This window comes from Streptomyces sp. NPDC001852 (assembly GCF_042891825.1).
Taxonomy (GTDB): domain Bacteria; phylum Actinomycetota; class Actinomycetes; order Streptomycetales; family Streptomycetaceae; genus Streptomyces.
Genome location: NZ_JBIATN010000020.1, coordinates 52,661 through 66,004 on the forward strand (window position 1 = coordinate 52,661; position 13,344 = coordinate 66,004).

Here is a 13,344-nt window from a genome sequence, read left to right on the forward strand (position 1 = left end):
GGGCGTCCCTTTCGGGGAGGGTGCGGACGGACCGGACCAGCCTACGCCAGCGGTTTCACCCTAAGGACGTCAGGCCGCGTACGCGCCGATCAGCAGCCCGGCGAAGGCGCCGGCCAGCAGGAACGGCCCGAACGGGATCGCGGTCTTGCGGCCCGCCCGCCGTACAACGACGAGGGCCGCGCCGTACACCGCGCCCAGCAGGAAACCGGCGAAGGCGCCGAGCAGGACGGTGGACCAGCCGTACCAGCCGAGTACGGCGCCCATGCCGACCGCCAGCTTCACATCGCCGAAGCCCATGCCGGCCGGGTTGATGAGGTACAGCGCGTAGTAGCCGGCGCCGAGCGCGAGGGCTCCGTAGAGCGCGGTGAGCCAGTGGCCGGCGTGCTCGGGCAGCAGCGCGGCGAGGCCCAGCAGGGCGAGGGCGGCCGCGGCGAGGGGCAGGGTCAGCGGGTCGGGCAGCCGCTGCACCCGGAAGTCGACCACGGCGAGCAGCACCCCGACCGGCGCGAGCACCAGCCAGACCGCCAGCTCCGGCCGGGTGCCGGTGGCGGCGGCGAGAGCGGCGCAGGTCAGCGCGGTGACGAGGGAGACGGGGAGGGCGGCGGTGGGCGGTATGTCCGTACGGTGGGCCGCTCGCCCGCAGGCGCCGCACGTGATCCGGCCGAGCCAGCCGCGGATCGGGTGGCCGTCCGGGCAGCGGTCCCGCCAGGGCTCACCGGGCGGTACGGCGAAGCGGTAGGCGGCGCGGGGCAGTAGTGCGCCCACGAGTGCGCCCCACAGTGCGGCGGCGGCCGCCAACGTCCCCGTGCTCATCCCGCCCTCGACAGGCGCGCCACCGGGTTGCCCTCGGCGGAACTGTCCGAGGTGAACCTCAGGTCGTCGCCGACCGGGGTCAACTCGACCTGGTGCGGCGTCGGCACGCAGTGCCCGGGGTTGTCCTCGGCGCCGGTCGAGGTCGCGAGGATCTGGGTCTTCGTCACCTTCTTCAGGGTGAGGACGTCGGTGCACACCCCGCCGATCTGGTCGGTCTGCCGGAGCCGTCCCAACTCCTTGCCCACACCGGCCTGATGGACGGTGAGCCGGAAGGTGCCCATGGGCAGAGTGCCGCCGAGACCGGTGGCCTGTCCCTCCCAGGTGCCCAGGTAGCGGGCCGGGACCGTGCCGGGCGGCCCGCCTCCCTCGACGTCGCCGGTGGAGCCCGCACTCGGCTCCTGGGAGGCGGAGGGAACGCCGCCCACGCTCTTGCCGCCGGCCTCGTCGTGCTGGGACCAGGGCTGCAACAGCACACCGAGCCCCAGGCCGACCGCAACCAGCGCACCGGCGACGGCCAGCGCCACCGTGCAGCTCAGCCGGCGCCCACGGCCGCCCTCGGACGGCGTGGAGGCCGCCGCCACGCTGACGGAGAACCGCCCCGGCGCCGCGTCACGCTGCGCGGGCACGACGGTAGGCACTGCCGAGGAGACGCCGCCCTCGCCGGCCGGCGTCACCGGAACCCCGTTCACACCGGTGACGGCCCCCGAGGAGGGCCCCGGCACGGTCCCCGGGGTGGCCGGTCCCCCCGGATTCATCACCGGCGCAGGACCGAAAACCCCGCTCCCCGGAGCCGGGTTCGGCTCGGCCGGGGCCGCGGCGCCCCACGCCGCGTCCGGGGCCACGCCCGAAACCGCAGACGAACCCGAAACCGGCGCAGGACCCGAAACCGACGCAGGACCCGAAACCGACGCAGGACCCGAAACCGACGCAGGACCCGAAACCGGCGCCGGACCCGAAACCGGCGCAGGCAGCGATGAGCCCGTTGCCGCGGGGCTGTCGAAGGGCACCGGGCCCGACGGCGCCGGCTCCCCCGTGTCCAAGTTGAGCAGCTGTACGGCGCTCCGGCTGACCTGTTCCACCAGGGCCCCGGGGAGCCAGCCGCCCGTGACCAGGCGGGTGGCGCCTTCGGGGGCGAGGCGGTGGGCCAGCTCGGTGGGGCTCGGGCGGGACAAGGGATCCTTGGTCAGGCAGGCTGCCGCCGCCTCCCGCAAGTCCCCTTCCAGCGAGAACAGTTCCGGTTCCTCGTGGACGACCTTGTAGAGCAGCGCGGCCGAGGTGTCGCCGCGGAAGGGCGGTTCACCGGTGGCCGCGTGGACGAGGACCGCGCCGAGGGAGAAGACGTCGGCGGCGCCCGTGACGCCCTTGCCGAGGATCTGCTCGGGTGCCATGTAGCCCGGGGAGCCGATCGACACGCCGGTGGAGGTGAGGGACGCCGTACCGTCCATGGCACGGGCGATGCCGAAGTCGATGAGGAGGGGCCCGTCCAGGGTCAGCAGGACGTTGGAGGGCTTGACGTCCCGGTGGACGAGGCCCAGGTCGTGTACGGCCCTCAGCGCTTCGGCGAGGCCCGCGCCCAGGGTCCGTACGGTGTGCGCGGGCAGCGGGCCGGTGTCGGTGACGGCCGCGGCGAGGGACGGGCCGGCCGCGTAGGCGGTGGCGACCCACGGCACCCGGGCGTCCGGGTCCGCGTCCAGGACGGGTGCCGTCCAGGCGCCGCCGACCCGGCGGGCGGCCGCCACCTCGCGCCGGAAGCGGGCGCGGAACTCCTCGTCCAGCGCGAAGTGCGGGTGCACGATCTTCACGGCGACGGTACGGCCGCCCGCGCTGCGGCCGAGGTAGACCCGGCCCATGCCGCCGGAGCCGAGCCGGCCGAGCAGCCGGTAGGGCCCGACGTTCGCCGGCTCGTCCACGTCCAGCGGCTGCATGAAGCGCTCCCCCCGACCCACATCCAGTGGTGAGCAGACTAGTGACGCATGCTCACCGCTGCAGCAGGTCCACCCGCACGTCCGCCGGGAAGCCGGTCGTCGGGCCGACGCGGCGGGCGAACTCGGCGACGGCCTCCAGTTGAGGGCTGCCGAAGCTGAAGTCGAGGGTGGTGAAGTACTGGGCCAGGGTCGCCTCGTCGAAGGCCTCCCAGCGGGCCGCCTGTTCGGCGACCTTGCCGACCTCCTCCAGGGAGAGGTTGCGGGACGCGAGGAAGGCCTCGTGGACCTGGCGGGTGATGTCCGGCTCGCGGTGCACGTAGTCCCGGCGGGCCGCCCAGACCGCGAAGACGAACGGCAGGCCGGTCCACTCCTTCCAGAGCGCGCCGAGGTCGTGCACCTCGAGGCCGTAGCGGGGGCCGTCCAGCAGGTTCGCGCGCAGCGCCGCGTCGCCGATCAGGACCGCCGCCTCGGCCTCCAGCATCATCAGGCTGAGATCGGGCGGGCAGGTGTAGTAGTCGGGCTGGACACCGTAGCGGTCCGCGAGGAGGAGCTGGGCGAGGCGGACGGAGGTGCGGGAGGTCGAGCCGAGGGCGACCCGGCGGCCGTCCAGCTGGTCCAGCGGGACCTGCGAGACGATCACGCAGGACATCACCGGGCCGTCGCAGCCGACGGCGATGTCCGGGAAGGCGACCAGGTCGCCGGCGTTGCGCAGGAACTCGACCAGGGTGACGGGGCCGATGTCGAGGTCGCCGCGCACGAGCTGCTCGCTGAGCTTCTCCGGGGTGTCCTTGGTGAGCTCGAAGTCGAGGAGGGTGCCGGTTCTCGCGAGCCCCCAGTAGAGGGGCAGGCAGTTCAGGAACTGGATGTGGCCGACGCGCGGCCGGGTGCGAGAATTGTCCACATCGCGAGACTAGACCCCGTGCTGTACGGTGCCGGGACCGGCCCCACCGTCGACGCGCCGTCAAATGGCCCAACGGATGTTCAAACATCCGGGTGACGTGATCTTGACCTCTATTGCTTTCGGCAGCCCGGATGCTAGGCTTGCCGCAAGTTGCAGTTTGGTTTCCCTTGCAGTACAGAGCCTGCGGAGCATGTAACCGCAGGCTCTCGTCGTTTTCAGACGTATGCAGTTGCGCAGCACCGTTTCGCACGTGCAGGTTCTGGAGCAGGGCAACCCTTTTGAGCCCAAGGAGGGCTTATGGCTACCGGAACCGTGAAGTGGTTCAACGCCGAAAAGGGCTTTGGCTTCATCGCCCAGGAGGGCGGCGGCCCCGACGTCTTCGTTCACTACTCCGCGATCAACGCCTCCGGCTTCCGCTCCCTCGAGGAGAACCAGCAGGTGAGCTTCGACGTGACGCAGGGCCCGAAGGGTCCGCAGGCGGAGAACGTCACCCCCGTCTGATCACTGCCTGATCGCAGAACCTGAGAGCAGTACCCAAGGAGCCCCGCGCCGTTCCGGCGACGGGGCTCCTGCCTTTTCCTGTTCATTTCCGGTTCACATGTGCTGCATGATCAGTACGAACTTCGCACCGGCGGTGAGCGCCTCGTACGTGTGCGGTACGTCGCCGCGGTACGACAGGTAATCTCCGGGCCCCAGCTCGACCGCTTCTCCGTGCGGCCCTGCCTTCACCCTCCCCTCGCCGACCACGATGTGCTCGGTGGTACCGGGAATGTGGGGCTCTGAATCCCGTACGGATCCCGGTTCCAGCCAGACGTAATAGATGTCCCTGCGCGCGCCGGGCGGGCAGGCGGAGAGCAGTGAGGCGAGGTAGCTGGACTGCTCGGAGTGGACGGTGGGCCCCTGCCCGGCCCGGATCACCTGCACGGCCGGAGCGGGCGGCTCCACCAGCACACTGAAGGGCACCCCGAGGGCCACCGCGAGCGCCCAGATGGTCTCCATGCTCGGGTTCCCGCTCGCCGCCTCCAGCTGGGAGAGCGTGGACTTCGCGATCCCGGCGCGTTTGGCCAGTTCGGACAGGGACAGCCCGGTGCGGGTGCGCTCGCGCTTGAGCGAGGCGGCGATCCACTCCAGCGGGAGCCGGGCGGGGGTCCGGGGAGGCGGCTCGGTCATGTCGTTCGCTCCATCGGTACGATCGTTCGGATTGACGGACAGCCTGTCCGCTGTCCATTGTAGGAAACATGCGTTCGCCACTCCGAACATCCCGTGACCGTTCCCTGATCCGCGACAGCGCGCTCGTCTGGCTCGCCAGTGGCATCGTCGGCGTCTCCTTCGGCGCCGTTTCCGTGGCGGGCGGGCTCCCGATGTGGGTGCCGGTGGTGATGTCCCTGGTGGTGTACGCCGGGTCGGCCCAGTTCAGCGCGGTGGGGGTGCTGCTCGCCGGGGGCGGGCCGGTCGCCGCCGCGGCGACGGGGCTGCTGCTCAACACCCGTACGGCCGCTTTCGGCCTGGCGGTGGCGGACATCATCGGGACCGGCCGGGCGAGCCGTTTCCTCGGCGCGCATCTGGTCACCGACGAGACGGTCGCCTTCGCCCTCGCCCAGTCCGATCCCCTACGGCAGCGCAGGGCGTTCTGGATCTCCGGGATCGGCCTGTTCGCCGTGTGGAACACCGGGGTGCTGGCGGGCGCGCTCGCCGGGGGCGCGCTGGGGGACACCGCGCGGTACGGACTCGATGCCGCGTTCCCCGCGGTGCTGGTGGCGCTGGTGCTGCCGCAGGTCCGGGCGGATGCGGCGGTACGGCGGTGTGCGCTGGCCGGGGCGGCGGTGGCGCTGGCGGTCACGCCTGCGGTGCCCGCGGGGGTGCCGGTGCTGCTCGCGCTGGGCGGGCTGTTCCTGCATCGCCGGCAGCGGACGTCCGTGGAGGCCGCCGTATGAACGCCACCGTTGTGGTGATCCTCGCGCTGGCTGTGGGGACGTACGCCTTCCGGCTGGTGGGGCCGGTGCTGCACGGGCGGGTCGAGATACCGGCGCGCGTGCAGGAGTTGGCGTCGGCCGGGGCGGTGGTGCTGTTGGTCGCCCTGCTGGCCACGGGGGCGTTGACCGAGGGCGGGGGATTCGCCGGGTTCGCCCGGTCGGCCGGGGTGCTCGTGGGCGGGGTCCTGGCGTGGTTCAGGGCGCCGTTCGTCGTGGTGGTCGTGGGAGCGGCTGCGGTGACCGCGCTGCTGAGGGTGGCGGGGGTCGCTTAGTTCCGCGGTGTGAGCGGGTGATGTGAGCGGGGCGGTGTCGGTGGGGGTGGGTAAGGTCGCGGGGCGTGATGGAGAAGTCTGACTTTCTTGTTGAGACCCGTGCCTTCTACGACGCCGTCGCCGAGGACTACGACGCGCAGTTCCGGGACCACCTCCAGGACAAGCCGCTGGAGCAGGCGTTGCTCGGGGTGTTCGCCGAGTCGGTCGGGGCGGGCGGGACCGTGGCGGACCTCGGCTGTGGCACCGGCGTGGTCACCGCGTACCTCGCCGGGCTCGGGCTGTCCGCCTTCGGGATCGATCTGTCCGGGTCCATGCTCGCCGTCGCCCGCCGGAACCATCCCGGCCTGCGCTTCGCACAGGGCTCCATGCTCGACCTCGCCCTGGCCGACGGCTCCCTCGCGGGCGCCGTCTCCTGGTACTCCAGCATCCACACGCCGGTGGACGAACTCCCCGCCCTCTTCGCCGAGTTCCACCGTGTGCTCGCTCCCGGCGGGCATCTTCTGCTCGCCTTCCAGGTCGGCGAGCAGCCGCGCCGGCTCGACCGGCCGTGGGGCCACCCCGTCGTGCTGGACTTCCAGCGGCGCCGCCCCGAGCGGATCGCCGAGCTGCTCCGGATCGCCGGCTTCACGCTCGCCTCCAGCACCGTGCGCGAACCGGAGGAGCAGAGCGGGAAGGCCGAGGCCGGCCCGGAGCCGATCCCGCAGGCCTTCCTGTTCGCCCGGAAGCCTGTCTGAAAGACACCTGCGGAGCCGCTCGAGAACCGCTTGAGAACCACTCGAGAATCGCTTGAATCCTGGAGTACCGGTGGCCTGACCTGCTCCGGGAACCGGTGGGGAAGGCATGGGGATCGGCGCCCAAGAGCATCGGTCGCGTCGTCGGGGAGCAGCCCCGGCGGCCGGATGCGATCCGTCTCCTCCTGGGGGTTCCTCATGCGCTCCATGCACTCCATCGCCTTGCGTACGAAGACGGTTCTGGTCACGCTCACCGGCGCGGGCGTCATCGCGCTCGGCACCGCGGCGGCCGTTCCGGCGGCCGGGGTGCAGAACGAGCTCGCGCGCGTCGCCGCCGGCCTGACCGGGCACCAGGCGCACCCCGGCCCGGCGCTGGCGGACGACCGCGACCCGTTCGGCGTCACACCCTGATCGCGCGGCGTCCCGCGGACCAGCCGGCACAGCGCCGACGGCACCGACCGGGCTCACCCCCGCCGGTGCCGTTTCCACGAGACCGGGCAGGTGCGTGCTCCGGAGGTCCGTCCTCCGGCCGAAGGCTGGGGCGGGAATGTGACGGCGGGCCTACAGACGCCGCCCCGCCTCCGTCACGCCCATCGCGTCGTACAGGGCCTCGGCCGCGCGCTGGTGCCGGGACGCCGCCGTGCGGTCGCCCAGTGCCTGTGCCGCCTCCGCCATGCCGTGCAGGGCGCGGGCGATCTCGATGCGATAGCCGAGGCGGGTGGCCAGCTCGTGGGCCCGGCGGTGCAGTTCCATGGCGCGGTCGGCCGCTCCCGCGCGCAGGTGGACCGATCCGACCACGTTCACCACGGACGACTGGCGCAGCACCGTGCCCCCGGTCGCGACCAGATCCAGGGCGCGCTCGGCGTGTTCCGCGGCCAGGGACACCTCGCCGAGGCGCTGACAGACGCGGGCCCAGTGGGCCAGCACGAAGGCCACGTTGCCCGGCTGCCGGGACTCGTCGCACAGTTCGAGCGCCTGGGACAGGCACGCCCGCGCCCGCTCGTCCTCGCCGAGGCCGAGGTGGGCCAGCGCCAGCCAGGACAGCGAGGAGATCTCGTGGTTGTGCTCGCCGAGGCGCCGGTTCAGGTCGGTGGCACGGGCCGCGAGCCAGGCACCTTCGGCGTAGTGGCCCGACCAGGTCTGCACGGTGCTGAGGTTGACCAGTGCCTCCGCCTCCGCCCGGTCCATGCCCAGCTCCCGGTGCAGGGCGATGCCCTGGGCGAGGTAGGCGCGGGCCTCGTCGAAGTCCCCCAGTGCGCCGTGCAGCAGACCGAGCACCTCGATGCTGAAGGCCCGGGTGCGGGGATCGTTGCCGCCGATCAGTTCCAGGGCCTCCTGAGCGGTGGTGATGCCGTCGTGGAAGTTGCCGAGCCACCACTGGCCCACAGCCAGGTTGCACAGGCTCAGGCTCAGCAGCACCGGGTCGTCGAGCTGCCGGCAGGCGGTCACCGCGACCCTGTTGACGGCCCGGAACTCCTCGTAGCGCCCGCGCAGGTGCAGGTAGAACAGCACGTTGCGGGCGAGGAGCGCGGCCGTTCGGTGCATACCGTGGGTGCCCGCCTGGGCGACGGTCGCGAGCAGCGCGTCGTGCTCCCGGTCGAACCAGCGCAGCGCCTGCTCGTCGCCGTCCAGACGCGGCAGTTCGGCCGCACCCGGCGCGGGCGGGTCGCCGTAGCGGTTGCGGCCGGGGAAGAGGATCTCGCAGGCCTGGTCGGTGGCCAGCGTGTAGTACGAGACCAGCCGCTCGACCGCGCCCTCCGCATCGTCCTCCGCCTCCCGCACGCTCATCGCGTACGTCCGCACCAGGTCGTGGAAGCCGTACAGCCCCGCCTCGTGCTGTTCCAGCAGATGCGCGTCGAGCAGGTCCTCCAGGACGTCCTCGGCGTCATGCGCGTCGGTGCCGAGCAGCGCGGCGGCCGAGTGGACGTCGATGGCGCTGCCGGGGTGCAGGCCGAGCAGCCGGAAGGCGCCGCGCTGGCCCTCCTCCATCGCCTGGTACGACAGCCGGAGGGTGGCCTCGACGCTGCGTTCCCCGGCACTGAGCTCGCGCAGCCGGCGGGTCTCGTCGGCGAGCCGGTCGACCAGGTACTGCACGGTCCAGCGGGGCCGGTTGCGCAGCCGGGCGGTGGTGACGCGCAGGGCGAGGGGCAGGCCGCCGCACAGGCCGGCCAGCCGGGCGACGGCCTGGGGTTCGGCGCCCGTGCGGTCGGCACCGAGCATCCGGGTGAGCAGGGTGGTGCTCTCATCGGCGGACAGCAGGCCCGGGGAGAGCCATTCGACGCCGTCGAGGTCGAGCATGCGCACCCGTCCGGTGACGAGGGCGAGACAGTTCTCGGAGGCCGGCAGCAGCGGCCGTACCTGGGCCGCATTGGCCGCGTTGTCGAGAAGCACCAGGAGCTTTCGCTGGGCGGAAACGGTTCGCCAGAGGGCGGTGCGTCGCTCCAGATCGTCCGGAATGCGTTCGTCGGGGACGCCCAGCGTGCGCAGCAGGGAGTGCAGCACGGCTCCCGGTTCCTGGGCCTTCTCGCCGGGGCTGAAACCGCGCAGGTCGATGAAGAGCTGCCCGTCGGGGTAGTCGGCGGCGAGCAGGTGGGCGGCGTGGACGGCGAGGGCGGTCTTGCCGCTGCCGCCCATGCCGTCCACACCGATGATCCGGGTGCCCCGGCCCGCCGGAGCCCGGCCCACCTCCAGCAGCCGTCCCAGTTCCTCGTCCCGGCCGGTGAAGTCCGGCAGGTCGTAGGGCAGCGTGCAGGGCGCGGGCTCGGAGTCGGGGGTCCGGTCGAGCGGGGCCGGCAGCAGGAGGGCGGCGCGGTCGGCCATGGACTGCGGCACCCGGGGGGCGACCTCCGGACTGTCGCGCAGGATCGCCTCGTACAGCCCGGTCAGCTCGGCGCCCGGGTCGATGCCCAGTTCCTCCACGAGCAGCGCGCGCACCCGGCCGAACTCCTCCAGCGCCTCCGCCTGCCGGCCGGCCCGGTACAGGGCCAGCATCAGGCGCCCGCGCAGGGTCTCCCGCAGCGGGTGGGCGGTCACCAGCTCCCGCAGCGGCCCTATGAGTTCGGTGGACTGGCCGCGTTCGAGCTGGAGCTCGTAGTACTGCTCGGCGACCGCCATGTGGCGCTCCTCCAGCGCCAGGGAGGCGGCGGAGATCACCGCGCCGCCCGCACCCGCCATGACCGGCCCGCGCCACAGGTCGAGACAGGCCCGTAGATGGCCGACCGCCTCCTCGGGCCGGCCGTCGGCCGTCGCCTGCCGGGCCTGCCGGGACCACTGGCCGAACTCGTGCAGGTCCAGCTGGTGTTCACCGAGGACGGCACGGTATCCGGCGCCGTCCGTGACGATCAGCGAGGAGCCGCCCGGGATGCGGGTGCGCAGGGCCGCGACGGCCTTGCGCACCTGGTGGGAGGCGGTCTGCGGCGGCTCGTCGTCCCAGGCGGCGGCCACGAGCCGGGTCAGCGGAACCATCCGCCCCGGCTCCAGAAGCAGGGTGACGAGCACCCGCTCCTGTGTCGGGCTGCCGAGTCGCACCCGGTGCTCGCCGTGCCATCCTTCCAGCGGGCCGAGAATGTTGAACCGTACGACAGGATGGCCCAATGCCGCCGATTCCACGTACCGATCCCCCCGCTACGTTTCGTCGTCCAGCCCGAGAGTCCGGGCCAATCCTAGGTTGTACCCGAACGGGCAGCGCGTGAAGGCGTCTTCACGCTACCGCTCGAACGCCTCTCGGTACGAGCGGGATGAGCACCGTTTTCAAGCCAGTTGGAGGAGGACGGAGCCCGCGTCCGGGGCGAGGGCCGGATCGTGGCGGAGTATGGCGCTCTCCACCTGCCGCAGGGCCGGAGACGGCTCGATGCCGAGTTCCGCGTCGAGCCGGCCCCGCATACGCCGGAAGACGTCGAGGGCGTCGGCCTGCCGGCCCGAGCCGTACAGGGCGATCATCAGCTGCTCGCAGAAGCGTTCGCGCAGCGGATGGTTGGTGTGCGCCTCGGCCAGCTCGGCGAGCACGGCCGCGTGGTGGCCGAGCCGCAGCTCGGCGTCGAACCGCAGCTCCATGGCCCGCATCCGGTACTCCTCGTAGCGGGCCCCGGCCAGCTGGCACAGGGTGCCGCCGGGAAACCCGCCGAAGACGGGCCCGCGCCACATCCCCAGGGCCTCGCCGAGCAGCCGGGCCACGTGCGCCGCGTCGTCGGGCGACGCCGCCTCCGCCTGCCGTACCGCCCACACGAACTCCGCCGCGTCCAGCTCGCCGTCACTGACGACGAGCCGGTAACCGGAGGGATGGATGGTCACCCGGGAGGCCGGCCGGTCCGGCTCCAGCGCGCGCAGCTTGCGGCGCAGCCTGCTGACGTGCGCCTGCAGCGCGTTGGCCTGGTTGTCGGGTACGGCCTCGCCCCACATCTCCTCGGCCAGGCTCTCCCCGGACACCGGTCGGCCCTCGCTGACCAGCAGCGTTTGCACCAGGACGCGCTGCAGGTCGCCGGAGATCTCCGCGGGCCCGGACACGGTACGGATCTGCAGTGCCCCGAGGATCGAGAACTTCAGCATCTGACTCGGCCTCCTGTCGACGTCGCTGGCGTCGTCGTCCTGATTCCGGCGACGTATCAACAGTGGGGGCAGGGTCTACCGGTTCGTTCCCGATCCGTTCCCGGTGACCAGCGCCGTCAGGGACGTCACCCGCTGGGCCGCCACCTCGGGCGAGTCGGCGTGTACGACGAGATGCCCCGGGCCGAGGGAGTCCGGCGGCGAGACATGGCGCACGTGCGGAAGGACCACGACCTCGGCGGTCTCCAGCCGCCACGGCGGGTTCAGCACGGCCGCCGCCGCGTACCGGGCCGGCCGGACCGCGTCCACCAGCCGCCCGGACAGCACCTCCACGGCCCCGGCCGCCAGGTCGAAACCGCCGGCCACCCGGAGCAGTTCCGGCACCGGGTCCCGGGCCAGCCCCGCCCGGCACCCGGTGATCACCGGCCCACGCGAAGTCAGCACGACACCCGTGTGCGCGGGTCCGTACTGGTACCCGGTCAGATCCAGCAGCGCGGTCACCACGGCCCGCACCTCGGCCGCCGCGTCCTCCGTCAGCGGGGCCGGGTGGAGCAGCCCGTACGGCATCCGGGCGGTGATCCCCACGGCCTGGTGCATCCCGTGCACACTGAGCGTCTCCACGCTCAGCCGCGTCGCGTTCGCGCCTGCGGCGGGCACGGTGTCGTCCGGCGAGAGCCGGTTGTCGCGCACCAGCCGCTGGACGGCTGCCGGGTCCGCGAGCAGCCGCAGGGAACGGGCCGAGTTGACGAACAGCCCGGCCGTGACGGCCTCCTCCAGCACAGGCCGCAGCGCGCTCTCGTCGAGCGGGTCGGCCTGGGCGGAGCGCACTTGGACCCCGGTCCGTGCGGCTTCGTGGAGGAGACGCGGGTCCGGGTTCAACAGGAAGATCCGGCGGACGTCGTTGTCTTCTTTCATGCCTCTGCTCGGGGGGTGGAGTCGGCGAGGGTGGAAAGGCAGGCTACGAACCGGCGTTACCGATCGGGTCCCGGACGGTTCCCTGGGCAAGGAAGGCGGACCAGGTTACGGGGGTGACGGTGAGGTGGGGGGCGGTGGGGGGTTGTTTTGAGTCGCGGATGTGGATGGTGGTGGGCTGGGTGGCGACCTCCAGGCATTCGCCGCCTTCGCCATCGCTGTACGTGGACTTGCGCCAGGTGTAGGCGAGTTCGACGCAATCGCCACCCTCACCGTCGCTGTAGCTGGACTTGAACCAGGCTAGGTTCTCGGTGTTCATAGATCCTCCAGCTTCTTTGCGATCAGAGACCGGGACTCCATGGGACTGAGTGCCATTGCGCGCATGATCCCATAGCGGTCGGCGATCTTCCGGACCTCCTCTCGGTCGGTGATGAGCTGCGGGAATCCTTGCGCCTCGACGTACGCCACCTGGCTGTGTCCCTTGGGTACCAGCAGGTTGAACGCGCTTCCGAGGTTGGGGTGTTCCTCGATTTGCGTCGGCATCACCTGAATCTCGACGTTCTGCATACTGCTGAGGCTGAGCAGGTGACGGAGCTGCTCCGCGTGGACGCGCCGCCCTCCGATCGGCCGGTCGAGCACAACCTCTTCGAGGATGTAGCTCACGATGGGCCGGGGCCACCGCTGGAAGACCTGTTGGCGTGAGAGACGGTCAGCCACCCGTTTCTCGATGGTCTCCTCATCGAGAAACGGCCGTCGCTTGGCGAACACAGCCCGTGCGTGCTCCTTGGTCTGAAGCAGGCCCTGCACAGCGTGGTTGTTGTAATGGTGCAGCTCGACCGCCTCCGCCTCCATAGCCGCGTAACTCCGATACCACTCCGGATGCCGCGTCCGCGCCCTGCTCATCGCCTCCTCGACCTGGGGGATGACCTCGATGAACAGCCCCTCGGCGTTGAGGAGTTCGTCCGCCTGTTTCAGGAACTCCGGCCTCGGCGTCCGCACCCCTCGCTCCATGGCCGAGATCTGGTCGGGGCCGTACCCCACCAGGCCGCCGAACTCCCGCTGGCTGAGCCCCGCCCGCTCCCTCAGCAACTTCAACTGCTTGCCCAGTACGACGAAGACTGCCGCCGACCCGTTGGCCTCGGCGGGCGTCTCCGGCCTCCGCTCCTCCACCGTCACCTCCGACACTCGTACTGCACGCGAACGCAGCCGTACGACTACGCACAGTCGCCGGTTCTCCCCTGGTCAGCGTAGGGAGAACCGACCACGCTCGGTGAC

14 protein-coding genes are annotated in these 13,344 nt (G+C 71.9%); 5 read left to right on the plus strand and 9 right to left on the minus strand.

Annotated features, from left to right (window positions below; translation table 11 throughout):
• Positions 1 to 69: 69 nt before the first annotated feature.
• From ACFYZB_RS30065 to ACFYZB_RS30075, 3 genes are read right to left on the minus strand one after another with little or no spacing between them, the layout of a single operon-like run.
• Positions 70 to 813 (minus strand): prepilin peptidase, encoded by a 744-nt coding sequence (locus tag ACFYZB_RS30065; RefSeq protein ID WP_388763965.1) that lies wholly within the window; start codon positions 811 to 813, stop codon positions 70 to 72.
• Positions 810 to 2,738, minus strand: coding sequence for a protein kinase (locus ACFYZB_RS30070; RefSeq protein ID WP_388763967.1), 1,929 nt, complete (start codon positions 2,736 to 2,738; stop codon positions 810 to 812). Before ACFYZB_RS30070 ends, ACFYZB_RS30065 begins: the two co-directional genes overlap by 4 nt.
• Before the next feature lie 52 nt (positions 2,739 to 2,790).
• A complete protein-coding gene (locus ACFYZB_RS30075; RefSeq protein ID WP_388763968.1) occupies positions 2,791 to 3,639 on the minus strand; it encodes a menaquinone biosynthetic enzyme MqnA/MqnD family protein in 849 nt (282 codons plus the stop codon).
• Between the two features lie 297 nt (positions 3,640 to 3,936).
• On the opposite strand from ACFYZB_RS30075, the gene ACFYZB_RS30080 reads away from it, so the two are divergent.
• Positions 3,937 to 4,140, plus strand: coding sequence for a cold-shock protein (locus ACFYZB_RS30080; RefSeq protein WP_003992177.1), 204 nt, complete (start codon positions 3,937 to 3,939; stop codon positions 4,138 to 4,140).
• A 93-nt stretch (positions 4,141 to 4,233) separates the two neighbouring features.
• Here ACFYZB_RS30080 and ACFYZB_RS30085 read toward each other — a convergent pair whose 3' ends face one another.
• Positions 4,234 to 4,809: a helix-turn-helix domain-containing protein gene (locus tag ACFYZB_RS30085; protein WP_388763971.1), complete on the minus strand. Its 576-nt coding sequence runs from the start codon at positions 4,807 to 4,809 to the stop codon at positions 4,234 to 4,236.
• 68 nt (positions 4,810 to 4,877) lie between these two features.
• On the opposite strand from ACFYZB_RS30085, the gene ACFYZB_RS30090 reads away from it, so the two are divergent.
• From ACFYZB_RS30090 to ACFYZB_RS30105, 4 genes are all read left to right on the plus strand, one after another.
• The gene (locus ACFYZB_RS30090; RefSeq protein WP_388763973.1) at positions 4,878 to 5,573 is read left to right on the plus strand and encodes an AzlC family ABC transporter permease; all 696 of its coding nucleotides are present in this window, start codon (positions 4,878 to 4,880) and stop codon (positions 5,571 to 5,573) included.
• The gene (locus ACFYZB_RS30095) at positions 5,570 to 5,884 is read left to right on the plus strand and encodes an AzlD domain-containing protein (protein ID WP_388763975.1); all 315 of its coding nucleotides are present in this window, start codon (positions 5,570 to 5,572) and stop codon (positions 5,882 to 5,884) included. Before ACFYZB_RS30090 ends, ACFYZB_RS30095 begins: the two co-directional genes overlap by 4 nt.
• A 68-nt stretch (positions 5,885 to 5,952) precedes the next feature.
• Complete coding sequence (locus ACFYZB_RS30100; RefSeq protein WP_388763977.1) at positions 5,953 to 6,618, plus strand: class I SAM-dependent methyltransferase; 666 nt, start codon at positions 5,953 to 5,955, stop codon at positions 6,616 to 6,618.
• A gap of 204 nt (positions 6,619 to 6,822) precedes the next feature.
• Complete coding sequence (locus ACFYZB_RS30105; RefSeq protein WP_388763978.1) at positions 6,823 to 7,026, plus strand: hypothetical protein; 204 nt, start codon at positions 6,823 to 6,825, stop codon at positions 7,024 to 7,026.
• Positions 7,027 to 7,176: 150 nt separating this feature from the next.
• Here the strand turns inward: ACFYZB_RS30105 and ACFYZB_RS30110 are convergent, their stop codons facing one another.
• The 5 genes from ACFYZB_RS30110 to ACFYZB_RS30130 all read right to left on the minus strand — a co-directional run bounded on the left by ACFYZB_RS30110 (position 7,177) and on the right by ACFYZB_RS30130 (position 13,239).
• Entirely contained in the window at positions 7,177 to 10,224 is a 3,048-nt protein-coding gene (locus ACFYZB_RS30110) for a BTAD domain-containing putative transcriptional regulator (RefSeq protein ID WP_388763980.1), read from the minus strand.
• Positions 10,225 to 10,365: 141 nt separating this feature from the next.
• Positions 10,366 to 11,160 carry a BTAD domain-containing putative transcriptional regulator gene (locus ACFYZB_RS30115; RefSeq protein WP_388763981.1) on the minus strand — a complete coding sequence of 265 codons (795 nt, stop codon included), beginning with the start codon at positions 11,158 to 11,160 and terminating at the stop codon, positions 10,366 to 10,368.
• Positions 11,161 to 11,235: 75 nt separating this feature from the next.
• Entirely contained in the window at positions 11,236 to 12,072 is an 837-nt protein-coding gene (locus tag ACFYZB_RS30120; protein WP_388763982.1) for a hypothetical protein, read from the minus strand.
• Between the two features lie 43 nt (positions 12,073 to 12,115).
• The gene (locus tag ACFYZB_RS30125; protein WP_388763983.1) at positions 12,116 to 12,388 is read right to left on the minus strand and encodes a DUF397 domain-containing protein; all 273 of its coding nucleotides are present in this window, start codon (positions 12,386 to 12,388) and stop codon (positions 12,116 to 12,118) included.
• Entirely contained in the window at positions 12,385 to 13,239 is an 855-nt protein-coding gene (locus ACFYZB_RS30130; protein WP_388764136.1) for a helix-turn-helix domain-containing protein, read from the minus strand. Before ACFYZB_RS30130 ends, ACFYZB_RS30125 begins: the two co-directional genes overlap by 4 nt.
• Positions 13,240 to 13,344 lie beyond the last annotated feature (105 nt).